Raw genomic sequence first — 18028 nt, 5'->3', positions numbered from 1 at the left:
GATTAAGTACATATACCAAGGGAGGATAGAAATAGTCATGGCTGGTGGCAAGTCTGAGACCCCCGTTAGTCTGTCAGACAGAGAACTGCAAATTATCGACTTAGTAGCCGCTGGCTTAACTAACCAAGAAATTGCAGCAAAACTGGAGATTAGCAAGCGTACAGTTGATAACCATATCAGTAATATTCTGACTAAGACTGAGACAGATAATCGAGTAGCCCTTGTCCGCTGGGCTTTACAGTGGGGCAAAGTCTGTTTGAATGATGTCAATTGCTGTACTCTACCTAACCAGATTGAATAAGCAATTTACTAGTAGAAGCTTAATTGCTTTGGTCTAGTAAATTACAAGCCAATTTTGAGTTTTACTGATTGTTCCCCTTCTTACGCCTAAGTTTTCAGTGTGAACACTCTACCAAAAGTTCCGAGTCCATCACTCAGCCGGAGTTTATGTTAGTGGAGCCAGCTGACCCTCGGACTCGGAAACTAAAAAGATCATAATTCCTTTCCAAATTGACTGGGGATTGGGGGCTGGAGGAGCAGGGGAGCAGGGGAGCAGGGGAGCAGAGGAGAAGTTGCAGTAAGTCTTTCCCCTCTGTCTCTTATGCCCCATGCCCTAACTAAACAACCATCTACAAAAATTAGCAACAATTCAGTGGTGCAAGCGTTACATTTGAAGGAAATCTATGTTGCCCCATCGGCTTTGGGAGTAGTGTTCCAATGAATACTTCCGCTTCTTTTCAGGGTAGCTCGTCTCCCTTTGAATTTTTTAACTTTGATTTTACGATACCTGTATCTGAGAGGGTTCCCAGTCTTGAAGACCAATCTTCAGACTTTCCGCAATCCACACAAGATGCCGACTTACTCAGACAGCTATCGTTTATTCCAGGGTTGAAAGAAATCTTGATGCTGCGGCAGGTTCATGCTTTAGAACATGCTACTGTTTGGGTTCTTAGCGAATCAAAAAGCGCCTATCCTGCTACAGGAGTAGCCACTAACGTTCAACTAGATAATGAACTATTAGGCGGTTTATCTACTGAGCAGGGATTCTACCTCTATGGTGAGGTAAATATTAGTGATTTGCGGCGTGCAGTCACACTTGCTCGACATCGCATCACCAGTGGAGAATGGGATTTGGCTGTACATCCCCGTTGTGGCACAAATTTATCAGTAGCAATGCTCTTAACAGCTGGACTAGCTGTCGGTGTGCATCTATTGCTACCATTTCGACCAATCGAGCAACTTATAGGTTTGGGGTTAGCAGCAACGACAGCCGCGGAAATTGCACCTGATTTAGGTTCTATGGCACAGCGTTACCTAACAACTGCCATTCCTTTTAACCTAGCAATTGAAAATATTACCCGTACACGAGATGTTTGGGGGCGTGAGGCACATTTTGTTAAAGTAGGCTGGCAAGAATGAAGAGAGCAAGAAGAGATAAGGGGACAAGATAAAATTTTCTCTCTTGTCTTCCCCATCTCCCCACACTCCCTACTTCCTACTCCCCTAAAAAAATTATGAGAAAACTTTACTTCTTGCTTCCTGGTACAGATAGCAAATTTGCCTGTGGTGGTCTTTGGGCTGAATTAAAAGCACTTAATTTAGCTCAGAATTTCTGTAGTGCTGATGTTGTAACTTACCGCCAACGGGAAAAAGATAAGCTTTTTATTGATGATTTGCTAAAAGAGCAAAATTTAAATGATGTAATTTTTGTGATCAGTTGGGGATTTGATATAGCTCAACTCGTGGCTAAACTTAAGCAATACAATGTCGTTTATCATGCACATAGTGCAGGTTATCGATTTAAGCTACCTGCAAGTATTCCAATCATGACTGTTAGCCGCTATACAATGGGATATTGGGGAGAAAAATCACCCAATTCTCTGATTTATTATTTGCCCAATCAAATTTCTGATGAGTTTCAAAATTTAGGTTTGGAACGGGATATTGATGTTTTAGTTCAAGCTCGGAAGTCTTCTGAGTATTTAATTAAAGAATTGATTCCAACGTTGCAAAAACGTTGTAAAGTATTGGTTGTTGACTCTTATGTAGAGGATTTACCCGGACTATTCAACCGAGCTAAGGTTTACCTCTATGATTCGGCTGAGTACTGGGCACAACAGCGTGTTAGTGAAGGATTTGGTTTACAACCAATGGAAGCTCTTGCTTGTGGTTGTCAAGTATTTTCTAGTGTCAACGGTGGACTAGCTGATTACTTAGATCCTGGATTTAATTGTTATAAAATTGCTGGATATTCTCAAGAATATGATGTGCAACGTATTCTGAAGGTGATTGATTCTTCAGTAACTTTTAGTTTATCTGAAGAATTTTTGGCTGAGCATCGCACTGAAAATATTATTAAGCGTTTCCAAGTTATTTTGGATGAGTTAAATGAGTTTTTTGATCATAAAATTCAGCAGCCATCTAATATTAAGAGTTTGACGAAAACACGGATGGCAAAATTACTCGCTCAGAGGATATATGGGAAGCTGAGGAAAAAATATTTTAAGTAATATAAATAATACAAACGAACCGCAGAGGCACACAGATCACAGAAAGAAGAGAGGAAATTGAATGAATCGGCGGTTATTAGTTACCGGGGGTGCGGGGTTTATTGGGGCAAATTTTGTGCATCATTGGTGTCAGGTTTATCCAGACGATCGCGTGGTGGTGTTGGATGCGCTTACATACGCGGGGAATCGTCTGAATTTGGCGCTGGTAGAGGGAAGAGAGAATTTTCGGTTTGTGCAGGGGGATATTTGCGATCGCACCATCATAGACAACCTATTATTAACGGAAAATATTGATACCATCGCCCATTTTGCCGCTGAATCTCATGTTGATCGTTCGATTCTGGGGCCAGCTGCTTTTGTGCAAACTAATGTAGTCGGAACTTTCACGCTGCTGGAAGCTTATCGGAAACATTGGGAGGCGAAAGCACAGCCATCTGATTATCGTTTCTTACACGTTTCTACTGATGAAGTCTACGGTAGCCTGGGTGCAGATGACCCAGCTTTTTGTGAAACCACACCCTACGCTCCCAATAGTCCCTATTCAGCTTCAAAAGCAGGTAGCGATCATTTAGTTCGTGCTTATTATCATACTTATCAACTTCCAACGATTATCACAAATTGCTCTAATAATTACGGGCCTTATCAGTTTCCCGAAAAGCTAATTCCCCTGATGTGTATCAACACTTTGATCGGGAAACCATTACCTGTTTATGGTGATGGTAAAAATGTTCGGGATTGGCTTTATGTGGGCGATCATTGCCGTGCTTTAGATGTGGTAATCAATAATGGTCAACCAGGAGAAACATACAATATTGGTGGCAATAATGAGGTGGAAAATATTAACCTCGTGCAACTTTTATGTCAAATGATGGATGAATTAGCACCTGATTTACCTGTATATCCAGCCAAGCAGTTGATTACTTTTGTTAAGGATAGACAGGGACATGACAGGAGATATGCAATTAATGCAAACAAAATCAAAACTCAGCTTGGTTGGACGCCTTCAGTAACAATTGCTGAGGGTTTACGTTTAACAGTTGAATGGTATCTCAATCATCGTGATTGGTGGGAGCCTCTGCTGTCTGCGGAATATCAAGCTTACTATCACAAAAATTATTTGTAACCCACAAACTCACATTCTGCACCTAAGAGGTTGTTTTAAAAGTAGTTGGCTGTAATTTTAATCACATTATTACCCCCCTTAATCCCCCCTTGTAAAGGGGGGAAACAAAAAAACTCCAAGGGTTAAGTGTATACAAAAAAACTTTTCAGACATCCTCTAATGCTCTCACAGTTTATCTAAATAATGACTATCCTTAAATATAAGGGAATTCAGATCAGCGTAAATTGCCAGCAGGTGTAAGATGCTGCAACCAAAACAAATATTACAAGATCGTTATCAAATCCAGCGCCAACTTGGCAATAATGGAATTCGCCAAACTTGGCAAGCATTGGATTTACAAGCCTCTGATGGCGAAAATTCTATCGTTGTGGTCAAACTTTTGGCCTTTGGCGGTACTGTACAGTGGGATGACCTGAAACTTTTTGAGAGGGAAGCACAAGTTCTTAAACAGCTAAATCATCCCCGCATCCCTCGATATATAGATTATTTTTGTATCGACGATCGCACTCTCTGGTTTGGCTTAATACAAGAATATATTCCTGGTGAGTCGCTTAAGGAAAAACTTGCTGTTGGCAAAAGGTTTAGTGAAAAGCGAGCGAGAAAAATTGCTATTGAAGTTTTAAATATTCTCATCTATCTACATGAGTTGAATCCTGGGGTGTTGCATAGAGATATTAAACCGAGTAATTTAATCTGGGGTGATGATAATCGGATTTATTTAGTTGATTTTGGCGCAGTTCAGGATAAAGCGGCAAGAGAAGGCGTTACTTTTACCGTTGTCGGGACTTATGGTTATGCCCCAATGGAACAATTTGGTGGTCGAGCTGTTGCGGCTTCAGACTTATATGCACTGGGAGCAACTTTGATTCATTTGCTCACTGGAACTTCCCCCTCTGATTTACCCCAGCAGGATTTGCGACTACAATTTACAGACCGAGTTAACCTCAGTCCCAGTTTTGTCAGTTGGCTACAAAAGTTGATAGAACCCGCTCCCGAACAAAGATTTACTAGTGCAAGCGTTGCGCTGAATGCCCTTAAATCGGGGCTGACTGTCAAATCTCCAAATAAGAATCAGCTTTTGCCACTAAAAGAAATAATCAACAATTCTGGATGCGGGATAAATAATCACAATGAAACAGTCCCAGAAGAAATTCTCGGTTGGAATTGGGGCGCTTTTCTGATGCCTTGGTTGTGGATGTGGCCAAATCAGGTATGGTATGGGCTATTCTGTTTTGTACCTAATGCCTGGTGGGTAATGGCGATCGCACTCGGTGCAAAAGGCAATGAATGGGCTTGGAAAAGTAGGCAGTGGCGCAGTATTGAACAATTCAAAGCCCATCAGAGAGGCTGGGCGATCGCTGGTATTCTACTTGGAGCGCCGATTAGTATTATGTTATGGGTGCGAGCGATCGCTTTACTCAAATCTGCATTTTAGTGGGGCATTGGGCATTGGGCATTGGTATTATTTATTCTCCCCTGCTCCCCTGCCCCTCGGTCACTGAGCGTAGCCGAAGTGCTGCTCCCCTGCCCCTCGGTCACTGAGCGTAGCCGTTCGCGCAGCGTCTCGTAGAGAAGTGCTGCCCCCCTGCTTTCTTCTAACCGCTAACTTGCGATTCAACTACACCCACGGGACAAGATACATTTGTCCCTCCTAAACCACAATACCCATTAGGATTTTTAGCCAGGTATTGCTGATGGTAAGCTTCAGCGTAGTAAAATTCCGGCGCATCCAAGATTTCTGTAGTAATCTTGCCATAACCTGCGCTGTTGAGGGCTTGCTGATAAGCTTCTCGGGATGCTTCTGCTAGCTGCTTTTGATTTTCGGAATATACATAAATTCCCGAACGGTATTGAGTGCCAGTATCATTACCTTGACGCATCCCTTGGGTGGGATTGTGGCTTTCCCAAAAGACTTTGAGCAGTTCGGCATAACTAATCACTTTGGGATCGAACACAACTAACACCACTTCATTGTGACCGGTTCGCCCACTACATACCTCTTCATAAGTGGGGTTGGGTGTTAAACCAGCAGCGTAACCGACTGCGGTGGTGTAAACTCCTTTAAGTTGCCAGAATTTGCGTTCTGCACCCCAAAAACAGCCCAAGCCAAAGATTGCCTTCTCTAATCCATCGGGAAAAGGAGGTTTTAAGGGATTCTTGTTGACATAATGAGCGGCGGGTACTGACATAGATTGTGCCCTTCCTGACAAAGCTTCCTCTGGTGTGGGCATAACTGCCTTTTTGCCAAATCCGAATAGTGCCATTGATTTTGATGATATATATCTTTACTTATTTACCATTGTAAAGATTCTCGCGATCGCTTGGGTTGTAAGTATTAAGACCTTATGGATATTGAAGGTACGCTTTCGTCGCACCGAGGGCGATTGTGCCAGTTGCGTAAGTCCTTTGTGGCGTTAGTCCATGCTATGAATACTTTTTAAGGCAAACTTAGCCTCAGAAGATACTTATGGATAAAATACCGAAAATTGACCGTCAAAGGGAGCATCAAGCGAATGAACGTACCTTTCTGGCTTGGCTACGCACTTCTATTGCATTAATTAGCTTTGGTTTTGTGATTGCGCGATTTGGTATATTTCTGCGTCAGTTGAATATTACTATTACTCAACAAGAACCTCCGGTAAGTCCATTATCTAACTCGGAAAATTTGGGTGTTGCTTTGGTGATTTTTGGAATTTCGACTATTGCCTTAGCTGCATGGCGATACAACCAAGTTTTTTGGCAAATTGAAGGAGGGAACTATAGACCAAATCGGTTAATGGTTTGGATCATGACTGGAGCTGTGATTATTTTGGGATTTTTCTGTATTCCTTTGCTTTTATGGCGTGATAAAGTACCTTCTCGTTCTCCGCTTCCCATTCAACCGCAGTCTCGAAGTTTGCATTAAGTACCGCAGGAGTCAGAATACACTTTTAGACGATCGCATTTTTTTGTGACTTTTTTGCCGATCCTCAATCAATCTTAGGGTAGGCGTAGCCCAACCCAGATATCGCTGTATATCTGCCCAATTTATCGCACTTGATATCTAGCTTTTAGGCTTTTTGTAATCATCGCTTTCACCTTGCGCTGAATCGTCATACACTGATTTTGAACTAATGAAAGCGGTTGCCTTCAAAGAAACGATGAGCGAAAGTAAGATAGCAGAAATATTGGAAACCTTCGAGGCAGACTTGCTGTCGGAGTGGACTCAGGAACTAGCCATTGTCAATATTCGCAGAGGCTTGATAAAAGAAGCCCAGCTAAAGGAAGAGTGCCGGGAATTCCTGAGTTTGTTGCGGATTGCTGTTGGGCAAGACAAGTTTACCAATATTCAGGCGGCGGCGTGGCAGGAGATGCGGGAGATGCTCAACAGCATTTCTCGATCGCGATCGCAAAATGGTTTTACACCCTCAGAAACGGCTACATTCGTCTTTTCGTTCAAGCAACCCCTGTTCAACCGAATGCGCCAGCAATTAAAAGACCCCATTGAGTTGGGTGAAAATATCTGGTTAGCTACAAACTTACTAGATCAGCTAGGATTGCTGACCGTTGAAGTCTATCAAAAGACGCGGGAAGAGGTGATTTTGCGGCAGCAGGAAGAGTTGATGGAGTTGTCTACCCCCGTCGTTAAACTCTGGGAGGGAATTTTGGCATTGCCGATAATCGGTACCCTGGATAGTGCCCGGACTCAAATGATGATGGAATCGTTATTGCAAAAAATTGTCGAAACCAGTTCCGAAGTTGCGATCATTGACATTACCGGGGTTCCCACTGTCGATACTCTGACTGCCCAACATCTGCTCAAGACTGTTACTGCCGCCCGTCTCATGGGAGCTGATTGTATGATCAGTGGCATTCGTCCGCAAATTGCCCAAACAATCGTCTATCTTGGCATTGATTTGACAAATGTAGTCACGAAAGCAACCTTAGCCGATGCCTTTCTGACGGCGCTAAAACGGTTGGGAACGACCATTGCCCGCTCTCAATCCAAATAGCTGGAAGGAAGTAATGGAACACATTCCTATACTCAAAATGGGCAATTTTCTACTTGTGACAATCCAGGTAGATATGCACGATCGCCTCGCCATGACGCTACAAGAAGACCTGACCAACCGCATCACTCAAACTCACCCTCACGGTGTCCTGATCGATATTTCGGGATTAGAGATTGTTGATTCTTTCATTGGGAGAGTTTTAGCCAACATTGCCAGAATATCACGGGTGCTAGATGCTGAGACAGTTGTCGTCGGGATGCAGCCTGCTGTGGCAATCACCCTAGTGGAATTGGGGATGTCGCTGATGGGGATTCGCACTGCCTTAAACGTTGAAAAAGGTATGGCATTGTTGCGATCGTCACTCAATGAAACCACAAATCAAATCACTAGCACTAAATGGCGTGCAGATGACGATGGAGAAGACTGAAACCATCGATATTCAATCTTCTACAGATGTAGTTTTAGTTCGGCAGTCTGTGCGCCAGTTGGCCGTGGAAATTGGCTTTGGCTTAGTAGACCAAACTAAAATTATCACCGCCGCCAGTGAGTTAGCCCGCAATACCTTAGACTACGGAGGGGGCGGCACAGTCAAGCTAGAAACGCTTCAAGAAGGACGACGACGAGGACTCCGGCTGACCTTTGAAGATCAAGGACCGGGAATTTCCGATATCGAACTGGCCCTAAAGGATGGGTTCACCACGGGCAACGGCTTAGGTATGGGGCTGGGTGGTGCCAAACGACTTGCCAGCGAGTTTGAGATTCAGTCTGTGGTGGGAGAAGGAACACGGATAATAATTGTACGATGGAAATAAAATGAAAGAATCTGTCGCTGTTACAATTACTGAATCTAGCCAGACTGGGGAAGTCAGACGGGCGGCGATGGCTTTAGGAACTCGGCTGGGTTTTCAGGAAACGGAACGGGGCAAGATTGGGATTGTGGTGACAGAAATTGCGAGCAATCTGCTACAGCACGCCCACGGCGGAGTTGTGTTGCTGCGATCGCTCAAGCAAAATTCCAGAATTGGCATCGAAATCTTATCGCTAGATAAAGGACGGGGAATGGTCGATGTGGATGAGTGTTTGCAAGATGGCTTTTCCACAGCCGGAACCTTGGGCAATGGTATGGGTGCAATTCGTCGCCTTTCTGGTTTATTGGAAATTTACTCCGTTCCCAACCAAGGAACAGCGCTTTTGGCTCACCTCTGGTCAGACCCAGCCCGCCATTTGCCTGAAAAGTTTTTAGAAATTGGAGCGATCTGTTTGCCCAAACAAGGAGAAGAGGTTTCAGGAGATACCTGGGCATCGGAAGTCGAGAGTTGTCGTAGCCTGTTGTTAGTAGCTGATGGTTTAGGACATGGGCCTGCCGCGGCTTCTGCTGCTTCCGCAGCCGTGAGAATGTTTCAAGAACATCTTCATCGTTCTCCTGGGGCGATCATCGAAGCCGCCCACGCCGCCCTGCGAAGTACCCGAGGAGCAGCACTCGCCATTGCCGAAATCGACTTTGACCAACAGTCTGTCCGCTTTGCTGGAATTGGCAACATCGCTGCTAGCATTTTCTCCTTTACTGAGCATCGCCATCTGCTATCTCACAATGGCACGGTCGGACATGAAATCCGCAAAATTCAAGAGTTTAGCTATCCCTGGTATGCCAACGGAGTTTTAATTATGCATTCTGACGGATTAGGCGCTAAGTGGCAGATGGATCGCTATCCAGGCTTAATGCAAAAACATCCCAGCCTGATTGCAGGTGTGCTATACCGAGACTTTAACCGAGAGCGGGACGATGTGACAGTGTTAGTTGCGAAAGGAATGGGCAGATGACAAGGATTTTCACGATCGCCATCCAGTACGAACAGGATGTTGTGCAAGCTCGGCAACGAACTCGTGAGATTGCCGAGCAGTTGGGCTTTGATGCTCAAGATCGGGCGCGATTGGCAACCGCAGTTTCCGAAATTGCCCGCAACGCGTTTCAATATGCCCAAGACGGAACAGTTGAATTTTCTGTGGCGGGAGAGCCGCAAGCGTTTCTGATTCAGATTCAAGATCGGGGTGAGGGCATTCCTCATTTAGCAGACGTTTTGGCAGGACGCTACACCTCTGATACGGGAGCGGGGCTAGGGATCGTAGGCACGCGCAGGTTGATGGATTTATTTGAGATTGAATCGCTGCCGGGAGAGGGAACAACGGTAACAATTGGCAAAAGGTTGTCGAAGCGCACACCTACTTTCACTGATTCGCAATTGCAGCAGATTCGAGAAACCGTAATTGGGCGATCGCCTGAAAATCCCTATCAAGAAATTCAGCAGCAAAACCAGGAATTACTCCGGGCAATGGCAGAGCTACGCAAGCGCGAGGAAGAACTGAGCCAACTCAATCAGGAATTGGAAGATACTAATCGCGGTGTGGTTGCCCTCTATGCAGAACTGGATGAGAAAGCCAGCTCTCTGCAACAGGTAAACGAGTTAAAAACCCGCTTTCTGTCGAACATGAGTCACGAGTTTCGCACACCGCTCAACTCGATTTTGTCCCTCTCTCGGATGCTGCTAGCCCGGATGGATGGCGATTTAACTGTCGAGCAAGAAAAACAGGTGACATTCATCCAAAAGGCGGCGAACGGATTATCAGAACTGGTCAATGATTTGCTAGATTTGGCAAAGGTGGAAGCTGGAAAAATTGAAGTGCGTCCCAGTTCCTTTGAAGTTAGTGAATTGTTTGCCACGCTGCGGGGGATGCTGCGCCCATTATTGGTTCAAGGTTCCTCTGTGACGCTGATTGTCGAAGAACCTGAAGGCATTCCATCGCTCTATAGCGATGAGGGCAAAATTGCTCAAATTCTCAGAAACTTTGTCTCGAATGCCCTCAAATTTACCGAGCGGGGAGAGGTGCGCGTCAGCGCTGTGCAAACTGGTCATAGCATCACCTTCTCCGTATCTGATACAGGCATCGGCATTGCTCCCGGCGATCAAGAGCGGATTTTTGAGGATTTTATGCAAATTGAGTCTCCTCTGCAAAAGCAGGTGAAGGGAACCGGGTTAGGATTGCCGTTATCGCGCAAGCTAGCGGAGCTACTCGGGGGCAGCATTTCGGTGAAAAGTCAGCTGGGTGAAGGCACTACCTTTACAGCCTTGATTCCCATTGTCTACCCAGATGCCACCGAATTCACCGTACTGCAACCAATCACATTAGTTGAGCCAACTCGCCTGCCCATTCTGGTGGTTGAAGATCATCCAGAAACCCTATTTATTTACGAAAAGCACCTTCAACAATCAATCTATCAATTGATTCCTACCCGCACCTTAGCTCAGGCAAGGCTTGCCTTAGAAAAACTTCGGCCAGCAGCGATTATGCTAGATATTCTGCTGGAGGGGCAAAACGGCTGGACGTTCTTGCGAGAAATCAAAGGAGATGAAAGTACCCGCACTATCCCTGTACTCGTTATTACCATCGTTGATAACGAAAAGCAAGCACTGGCGCTAGGAGCAAACGGTTTCCTAATTAAGCCGGTAGACAGATTGCCGCTGTTGAACAAACTTAATAGGCTAATTACTGAGAACAAGCCGCAAAAAGTCTTGTTAATTGACGATGACCCCAGCTATCGGTATCTGGTGAAACAGTTGTTAATAAATACACCTTTGAGCATTTTAGAAGCCGCAAATGGAAAAGAAGGATTAAATTTGGCACAAAAAGAGCAGCCAAACGCCATCATGCTGGACTTGGAGATGCCAGAGATCGGCGGGTTTGATGTACTCAAGCAACTTAAAAACAATTCCGTCACTCAGTCGATTCCTGTGATTATTCACTCATCTGCTCAACTGGATGCAGAAGCGCAAAGCCGATTAGCGGCGCAAAGCGTAGCCATTGTTTCTAAAGAAACAGGCTCTCAAACCACGGCGATCGCTCAACTTCAAGATGCGCTCGTCAAAGCTGGGCTTGTTCTAGAGGTTTCAGGGAAAAGTCATGTCTGAGCCACGAGTTACGATCCTGCATGTTGACGATAACGAAGCCAATCGTTACGTTGTTACCCGTATTTTGCAAAATGCAGGCTTTACTGTGGTGGAAGCGGCAAGTGGAACGACAGGATTAGAAGCTGTTGCTAACTTTCAGCCTGACTTAGTAATTTTAGATGTTCAATTACCAGATATCAACGGCTTTGAAGTCTGTCGTCAAATTAAGGCAAACCCGGAAACGGCTTTTATCCCTGTGCTACACCTTTCTGCAAGTTTTGTCCAAAGCCAGGATAAAGCAGAAGGCTTGGACAGCGGTGCCGATGCTTATCTGGTGCAACCTGTTGAACCAATTGAACTGCTCGCCACTTTGCGATCGCTGCTGCGAATTCGCCGGGCGGAGGAAGCTGCTTTGTCCTCAGCGCGGGAGTGGCAAACCACCTTTGACTCCATCAACGACGGCGTTTCTCTGGTAGACCGAGAAGGGATAATTATACGCTGTAATCGAGCGATGATGCAGCTTTTTAACAAGTCCTCCCACGAAATTTTAGGTTATGCCCACCATGAGTTGATGAGCGCAGAATTGGGAATCGGCGATGGCGTTTGCTTTCGCCGTGCGAAAGAAACCCACCAACGGCAAGTCCTCGAATTTCAGTCTCAAGAACGGTGGTTTGCCAAAACCATTGACCCGGTACTTGATGGGGATGGGAATCTTACAGGCGCCGTTTTTATTCTGTCAGATATCACCGAACGTAAGCGGGCAGAAGCATTGCTGAAAGAGCAAAATGATCGCCTCAATCAACTGATGATTTCTTTGCAGCAACAGACTGAACAAGCGCAGCAAGCCAACCGCATCAAAGATGAGTTTTTGGCAGTGCTGTCTCATGAATTGCGATCGCCCTTGAATCCAATTCTGGGTTGGGCCAGGATTCTCCAAAAGAGTCACCAAGACGCAGCTAAAACTCAGTACGCCCTCGAAACCATCGAGCGCAACGCAAAACTGCAAGCACAACTAATCGAAGATTTGCTCGATGTGTCGCGCATTCTCCAAGGTAAGTTAAATTTAAACACAGTTCCAGTTAGTCTAACTTTTACCATCAAAGCCGCTCTTGAAACTGTGCGGCTCGCTGCTGAAGCTAAATCCATTCAAATTCAAACAATATTTGAACCGAATGTTGGGCAAGTGTTGGGTGATTCTGGTCGCCTGCAACAAGTTGTTTGGAATCTACTTTCTAACGCGATTAAATTTACCTCACAGGGTGGTCGAGTAGAGGTGCGGTTAGAAACGATCGAGGATGAAGTTGATACTCATCCTGTGGAATATACTCAAATCACTGTCAGCGACACTGGTAGGGGCATCTCTGGTGACTTTCTGCCCTACGTCTTTGACTACTTCCGCCAAGCCGATGGGACAACGACGCGAAAATTTGGCGGGTTAGGGTTAGGATTAGCAATCGTGCGTCATTTGGTTGAATTGCACGGCGGAACCGTTCACGCAGCCAGTCCTGGAGAAGACCAAGGAGCAGTATTTACAGTCAAACTGCCACTGATCGCTGCTTCAAAATTGAATCAAGTTAATACAGCCGATTACGATCGCTCAGACTTTAATCTCAATGGATTGCAAACGCTGCTTGTAGACGATGATAAAGATTCGCGGGAGTTCATTGCCTTTGTGCTAGAACAGTACGGGGCACAAGTGACTGAAGCGGACTCAGCACATGATGCTCTGAATAATTTGGGACGAGCAAAATTTGATTTGTTAATCAGTGATATTGGTATGCCCGATATGGATGGCTACACACTAATTCGTCAAATTAGAAACCAGTCACCCGATCAAGGCGGAGAAATCCCAGCGATCGCCCTAACTGCTTATGCAGGAGAAATTAATCAACAACAAGCACTAGCCGCCGGATTTCAACAGCATATTTCTAAACCAATTGAGCTAGAAGTATTAATACAGGCTATTTTGACTATAGTAACGGTCTAGCAAGCTGACTTTAATAGAGTTGTCATATCATGTCCGCTTGATTACTTATCAAACCCGAAGAACCCCACCCCGCCAAAGCTACGCTTTGTCTCCCCTCCCCGCTTGCGGGGCTACGGTGTACACACAAGTCGAATTACCCCCCTCAATCCCCCCTTGCCAAGGGGGGAAGCCGGAAATCTAATTCCCTCCCCTTTGCAAGGGGAGGGTTAGGGTGGGGTAAAAACCAGATTCGTAAACGACTCCAGACTTGTGTGTACACCGTAGGCTTGCGGGGAGGGGATTAAGGGGAGCTAGTGCGGTCTTGGGGTCTCCCCAAGTGGAGCATCTGGCGTGTGGGGTGCAATGACTGTGGGAATCATAACTAATTATGCGGACATGATATCAGGAAATAAGATCAGAAATCCTTGAAACCTTATGCAGCAAGCATTTTAGGCTATTTTAACTAAAATAGCTGTAAGCTATGTGTATCAGTACTTTCAGACATTTTTCTCGTTATTTCCTACAAACTAAGAATAAATCGAAATGCGTATTCAAATAGCTTTAGTTGCGATCGCAGTCATCTTAATAGCTGGAGAAAATCTAGAGGCCGTTGCAGACTCGCAATCTTCTACTGAAGATAGCACTAGTAGTATTGTGACAACAAAACCTACATTACAGATAGAGGCAGAGTATGCAAAATATGGTGACTATATCGGATTAACTCCTGTAGATAACCAGTCTACCGAGTTTTCTCAGAGAATTGTCAAAGACATCCAGATTCGTTTTGTTAATAACAAAGATCAATTGCTCGATGACAAAGGTCAGCCGATCAAAGGACGTACCCAAAAAGAGTTTATCATTGGTCTGCTGAAACTCAAACCTGGTGAGGTATTTCGTGAAGATTTACTAAAAGCAGACTTGCAACGATTGCGGAGATTAGAGTCATTTAATGAAGTCAATGTTTATCGCCAAGAAGATGCCAACAGCGTTAATCTCATCTATGAAATTAAAGAGCGTGACTTCCCTTCTCTAATCTTAGGAGGCGGTAGTAACGAAGATGTTGGATTATTCGGTCGGTTAGGTTATAAAGATGAAAATATCAGCGGTCTTAACGATAAATTAGATACAACTGTGCAAATCAGCGGTAAAGATGTCCAATTTAATGGTCAGTTTACTAGTCGTTATCGTCCTCAAGAACCAAACCGCTTAGGCTACAGCATCAGAGCTTTTCGTAATCGTAATATATCGGGAACCTTCAATGAAGATATCAGATTGTCTAACGGTGACAAAGTACGCGAGGGAAGGTTTGGCGGTTCTGTAGGAGTTTTACGATCTTTTGATGAGTGGGATGCAGCTATAAGTTTGAATTATACCAGAATTAGCCTACGCGATCGCGAATATAATGTCGCACAGGTCGATAGATTAGGGAGTCCTTTATCTGTCAGTGGTACTGGCATTGATGACTTATATACAGTATTATTTTCTGTATCCAGAGATCAACGCGATCGTCGAGAAAATCCGACTCAAGGATCGATTCTCACTCTCAGCACAGAACAAGCAATTCCGATTGGACTGGGTAATATTTCTAGCAACCGCCTACAGGGAGATTATATTCAGTATTTACCAGTCAGTTGGATCGGTAATGGTAGACCAACTGACAATCCAGAAATGTTGGCGATTAATTTCCAAATTGGTACGATTTTTGGAAACTTTCCACCAGCTGATGCTTTTAATATTGGTGGGCTAGATTCTGTTCGGGGTTACGGTTATGGAAAAGTTGCCAGTGGTCAGATTTATGGTTTAGCTTCTGTGGAATATCGTTTCCCAATTTCTTACTCAATCGGAGGAGTTCTTTTTACTGACTTCGCCTCAGATTTCGGGTCTAGCGAAACCGTGCTAGGAGAACCAGGAGTGCTACGAGATAAACCCGGAAGTGGTTTTGGTTACGGCTTAGGATTGCGCGTCAAGTCATCCTTTGGGCTAATTCGAGGTGATTTAGGAATTAGCGACCGAGGAGAACTTAGATTTGAAGTTACTACAGGTCAGCGATTTTAACGGGTAGCGGAAAGCCCTAGAAAAGTACTGAGGATTGCTTAATAACACACTCAGGGCTGCTTGAGTGTGTCTAGTCCAAAAGGACATAATTTAAGATATTGGAGATTACTTACACATTTGTAACGTGCGGCGATCGCTCGCTGCGATCGAATTTAACCGATAAAAGTCTTGCAGAGCCAGGGAGTAAGCATAAGAATTTGACTCATCCTCACCAACCTTGGGCAGTCTATTGCTTGTAGCTACCTGATTCGATTGTGCAGAACTGGCTTCATTTGACGAACTATTAACCGTCATCGCCAACTCTCCTGATGGGTTGATTGTACCCTGAAAACAATTAAACTCTGATTGGGGCATATACAAAGCACCCGTTACCTTATTCTGCTGCTTTTGAAAGATGATATAACCTTGACCAAGCTGGTTTGGTTTTGGGGATTGGCCATAGAGGTAAATCCCATCTTTTACAGGAAAACTTGCTTTTGGTAAAACTCTTGCACTTTTTGTAGTTCCCTGATCGCCTGGAACCATTGCTGTGATTGTAGGTACTGTTTTATCGCCTCCAGAAGCCGCATTCAGTTGACTTCTCTGCTCTCGAACTTTTCTCAGCTGCGACAAAAGAGAGTTCTCGGAGGTTTTCTGAATCTGAGCCGATGATAATCGAGAATCTGTAAATGATATTACTTGAGTCTGCTTGGCTAAAAAGCCCAAACCGAGAAGTAAGCCTAAGCCCGCGAGGGGAATTCCCCACTTTCGGGGAGATAATAACTGATGAAGGTTGTTAAGCACCCTACTTCTCCTGTTAAAAAACTAACTAAGTTCTCTAGAACTTACTTAAATCATAATCAAGTCTTAATTGTCAAAGACTTTATTCACGACTTATATTACTATTGTCCAAAAAAGAAAACTGTCAAAAACAAAAGTTTTTATTGGATTTGGTTCTACAATCTTAGATTACCATCAGTTAGAGTCTTTATAACAGAAGGCAGAAGGCAGGGGGCAGGGGGCAGGAGGCAGAAGGCACGAGTAAGCCACCTTTAAAAGCATGAAATTAAAGTAAGAAGAATTGTATCTCGCTACACTCTACTCAATACAATTCTTCTTTTAAAACTGGATTTTATACCCAGAATTAAAGTTTTCATATCATGTCCAGCTAATAGTTCTAATTCCCGAATCTACGCAGAAAGCCCTGCCCCCATAAGTGTCAACTTAACGTGAAACCCTTATCAAGACGTGACATTAAGTTCATTCACTTACAGTTACTCACCGCGTCACCCCACCCCGGTTTTGTCTAAAGCCAAAACCGCCCCTCCCCTTAGCAAGGCTATCCATTACCCGGATCTTTCTTAACATTTGCAAGAGTCTTGACTCAGGTTTTTATAACCCTGATTTGTTCGTTGTTCATTCTCAATAAAAACGCAGTTTTAGCGAGAAGATTAAAAGCAAATTTGTCAAGTATGTCTAAATTCTCAGTGTCTAAGACGGTTATAGAACATGGGTTTCAAGATTGTAAAGAAAGATGTGGGTAACGCATAGTTAGCAAGGGGAGGGGTTGGGGGTGGGGTAAAATGCCTGTGGTATAAGCGTTTAAGCTTAAGTTGACACCAATACTCCTGCCCCCTTCAAGAAACTTGTATATCTTGTAGCTTTGCCACCATTTCTGCACGCGCCGAAACCTTCAACTTCCGAAACATCCTCTTTAAAGCTTGCTTGACGGAATTTTGCGTAATCCAAAGTTTTTCTCCAATTTCCGCATTCGTTAACCCCTGTGCCACCAAATCGGCAATTTCTAACTCACGCGCTGTTAAAGGACTAACTAAAAGGGAATTGGATATTTTGGGTTTTGTCCGTAGGGTTGCCATTTTTGCTGACAGATGAATACATAAAGCGCTCAAGTCAGCTAAATCGTTACCATTAAAGGCAGGATTTCCCTTGTCACGTGTCAAGTTAAGCGTTCCGACAAGACGACCATCACAAACAATTGGCCCGGTCATCACGTGTTCGTGATCGGAACGCGAACAAAAATGCTTCCAGTCTCCTGGCGATAATAATAACTGTTCGTGGGCGGGAGCATGACGCTCAACCACGTAGCGCCCCACTGGATTGCTCTCTAAGCATACTGCTGGAATGCCTGGAACATTAATCTCAGTGGTTGGCTGCTCATCAAGGAGATAAATACCCCAATTTTGCACGCCAAAATGCTCGCTAATTTTATCCGTGAGAGCGAGTCTTAACTCTTGCTCATTTTGGACATTAGCGATCGCCTGAAATACAGCGTGTAGAGAATTAGCCATAAGTGTACCCAGTTGGGGACTATCCAAGCCTCAACAATTACTTCTATGCTAATACCAAGGAAACTAAAACGCTAATTACAGTAGCGACTAGGAGAAGCACATGACAGTTACACAACTCTCTGCTCAGGAACTTTTCCGGGCTGCTTATGA

Annotated in this window: 16 protein-coding genes; 13 read left to right on the top strand and 3 right to left on the bottom strand. The window is 44.5% G+C overall.

Features of this window, described 5'->3' with window-relative positions; translation table 11 throughout:
• The first annotated feature begins 37 nt into the window (after window positions 1-37).
• From RMY16_RS30600 to RMY16_RS30580, 5 genes are all read left to right on the top strand, one after another.
• Window positions 38-301: a helix-turn-helix domain-containing protein gene (locus RMY16_RS30600; protein ID WP_292870113.1), complete on the top strand. Its 264-nt coding sequence runs from the start codon at window positions 38-40 to the stop codon at window positions 299-301.
• Between the two features lie 416 nt (window positions 302-717).
• Window positions 718-1419, top strand: coding sequence for a DUF6391 domain-containing protein (locus tag RMY16_RS30595; protein WP_322739518.1), 702 nt, complete (start codon window positions 718-720; stop codon window positions 1417-1419).
• Between the two features lie 95 nt (window positions 1420-1514).
• Window positions 1515-2510, top strand: coding sequence for a glycosyltransferase (locus RMY16_RS30590; protein WP_322739517.1), 996 nt, complete (start codon window positions 1515-1517; stop codon window positions 2508-2510).
• A 61-nt stretch (window positions 2511-2571) separates the two neighbouring features.
• A complete protein-coding gene (gene rfbB, locus RMY16_RS30585) occupies window positions 2572-3633 on the top strand; it encodes a dTDP-glucose 4,6-dehydratase (RefSeq protein ID WP_322739516.1) in 1062 nt (353 codons plus the stop codon).
• A 241-nt stretch (window positions 3634-3874) separates the two neighbouring features.
• Window positions 3875-5068, top strand: a complete 1194-nt coding sequence (locus RMY16_RS30580; protein ID WP_322739515.1) for a serine/threonine-protein kinase — start codon at window positions 3875-3877, stop codon at window positions 5066-5068.
• Window positions 5069-5228: 160 nt separating this feature from the next.
• On the opposite strand, the gene msrA is transcribed toward RMY16_RS30580, so the two are convergent.
• The gene (msrA, locus tag RMY16_RS30575) at window positions 5229-5897 is read right to left on the bottom strand and encodes a peptide-methionine (S)-S-oxide reductase MsrA (RefSeq protein WP_322739514.1); all 669 of its coding nucleotides are present in this window, start codon (window positions 5895-5897) and stop codon (window positions 5229-5231) included.
• A gap of 203 nt (window positions 5898-6100) precedes the next feature.
• Between msrA and RMY16_RS30570 the strand changes: the two genes are divergently transcribed.
• The 8 genes from RMY16_RS30570 (at window position 6101) to RMY16_RS30535 (ending at window position 15590) form a co-directional block, all read left to right on the top strand.
• A complete protein-coding gene (locus RMY16_RS30570) occupies window positions 6101-6538 on the top strand; it encodes a YidH family protein (RefSeq protein ID WP_322739513.1) in 438 nt (145 codons plus the stop codon).
• 208 nt (window positions 6539-6746) lie between these two features.
• Entirely contained in the window at window positions 6747-7625 is an 879-nt protein-coding gene (locus RMY16_RS30565) for an STAS domain-containing protein (RefSeq protein ID WP_322739512.1), read from the top strand.
• A gap of 13 nt (window positions 7626-7638) precedes the next feature.
• The gene (locus RMY16_RS30560) at window positions 7639-8052 is read left to right on the top strand and encodes an STAS domain-containing protein (protein WP_322668351.1); all 414 of its coding nucleotides are present in this window, start codon (window positions 7639-7641) and stop codon (window positions 8050-8052) included.
• Window positions 8039-8437, top strand: a complete 399-nt coding sequence (locus RMY16_RS30555) for an anti-sigma regulatory factor (protein WP_322739511.1) — start codon at window positions 8039-8041, stop codon at window positions 8435-8437. Before RMY16_RS30560 ends, RMY16_RS30555 begins: the two co-directional genes overlap by 14 nt.
• A gap of 1 nt (window position 8438) precedes the next feature.
• Window positions 8439-9446, top strand: coding sequence for an ATP-binding SpoIIE family protein phosphatase (locus tag RMY16_RS30550; RefSeq protein WP_322739510.1), 1008 nt, complete (start codon window positions 8439-8441; stop codon window positions 9444-9446).
• Window positions 9443-11590, top strand: coding sequence for an ATP-binding protein (locus RMY16_RS30545; RefSeq protein ID WP_322739509.1), 2148 nt, complete (start codon window positions 9443-9445; stop codon window positions 11588-11590). The genes RMY16_RS30550 and RMY16_RS30545 overlap by 4 nt, the downstream gene beginning before the upstream one ends.
• Complete coding sequence (locus RMY16_RS30540) at window positions 11583-13556, top strand: response regulator (RefSeq protein ID WP_322739508.1); 1974 nt, start codon at window positions 11583-11585, stop codon at window positions 13554-13556. Before RMY16_RS30545 ends, RMY16_RS30540 begins: the two co-directional genes overlap by 8 nt.
• Window positions 13557-14078: 522 nt before the next feature.
• A complete protein-coding gene (locus tag RMY16_RS30535; protein ID WP_322739507.1) occupies window positions 14079-15590 on the top strand; it encodes a BamA/TamA family outer membrane protein in 1512 nt (503 codons plus the stop codon).
• A gap of 105 nt (window positions 15591-15695) precedes the next feature.
• On the opposite strand, the gene RMY16_RS30530 is transcribed toward RMY16_RS30535, so the two are convergent.
• On the bottom strand, window positions 15696-16373 hold the full coding sequence (locus RMY16_RS30530; RefSeq protein WP_322739506.1) for a hypothetical protein: 678 nt from the start codon (window positions 16371-16373) through the stop codon (window positions 15696-15698).
• Window positions 16374-17206: 833 nt separating this feature from the next.
• On the bottom strand, window positions 17207-17878 hold the full coding sequence (locus RMY16_RS30525; protein ID WP_322739505.1) for a LuxR C-terminal-related transcriptional regulator: 672 nt from the start codon (window positions 17876-17878) through the stop codon (window positions 17207-17209).
• Window positions 17879-18028: the final 150 nt, after the last annotated feature.

It is taken from the genome of Nostoc sp. DedQUE12b (assembly GCF_034530835.1).
Classification (GTDB): domain Bacteria; phylum Cyanobacteriota; class Cyanobacteriia; order Cyanobacteriales; family Nostocaceae; genus Nostoc.
This window is presented reverse-complemented; position numbering and strand designations above follow the sequence as displayed.

Coding starts and splice junctions, on each gene's coding strand:
- RMY16_RS30600 (WP_292870113.1), top strand. CDS start 38: ATGGCTGGTGGCAAGTCTGAGACCCCCGTTAGTCTGTCAGACAGAGAA.
- RMY16_RS30595 (WP_322739518.1), top strand. CDS start 718: ATGAATACTTCCGCTTCTTTTCAGGGTAGCTCGTCTCCCTTTGAATTT.
- RMY16_RS30590 (WP_322739517.1), top strand. CDS start 1,515: ATGAGAAAACTTTACTTCTTGCTTCCTGGTACAGATAGCAAATTTGCC.
- rfbB (WP_322739516.1), top strand. CDS start 2,572: ATGAATCGGCGGTTATTAGTTACCGGGGGTGCGGGGTTTATTGGGGCA.
- RMY16_RS30580 (WP_322739515.1), top strand. CDS start 3,875: ATGCTGCAACCAAAACAAATATTACAAGATCGTTATCAAATCCAGCGC.
- msrA (WP_322739514.1), bottom strand. CDS start 5,897: ATGGCACTATTCGGATTTGGCAAAAAGGCAGTTATGCCCACACCAGAG.
- RMY16_RS30570 (WP_322739513.1), top strand. CDS start 6,101: ATGGATAAAATACCGAAAATTGACCGTCAAAGGGAGCATCAAGCGAAT.
- RMY16_RS30565 (WP_322739512.1), top strand. CDS start 6,747: ATGAAAGCGGTTGCCTTCAAAGAAACGATGAGCGAAAGTAAGATAGCA.
- RMY16_RS30560 (WP_322668351.1), top strand. CDS start 7,639: ATGGAACACATTCCTATACTCAAAATGGGCAATTTTCTACTTGTGACA.
- RMY16_RS30555 (WP_322739511.1), top strand. CDS start 8,039: ATGGAGAAGACTGAAACCATCGATATTCAATCTTCTACAGATGTAGTT.
- RMY16_RS30550 (WP_322739510.1), top strand. CDS start 8,439: ATGAAAGAATCTGTCGCTGTTACAATTACTGAATCTAGCCAGACTGGG.
- RMY16_RS30545 (WP_322739509.1), top strand. CDS start 9,443: ATGACAAGGATTTTCACGATCGCCATCCAGTACGAACAGGATGTTGTG.
- RMY16_RS30540 (WP_322739508.1), top strand. CDS start 11,583: ATGTCTGAGCCACGAGTTACGATCCTGCATGTTGACGATAACGAAGCC.
- RMY16_RS30535 (WP_322739507.1), top strand. CDS start 14,079: ATGCGTATTCAAATAGCTTTAGTTGCGATCGCAGTCATCTTAATAGCT.
- RMY16_RS30525 (WP_322739505.1), bottom strand. CDS start 17,878: ATGGCTAATTCTCTACACGCTGTATTTCAGGCGATCGCTAATGTCCAA.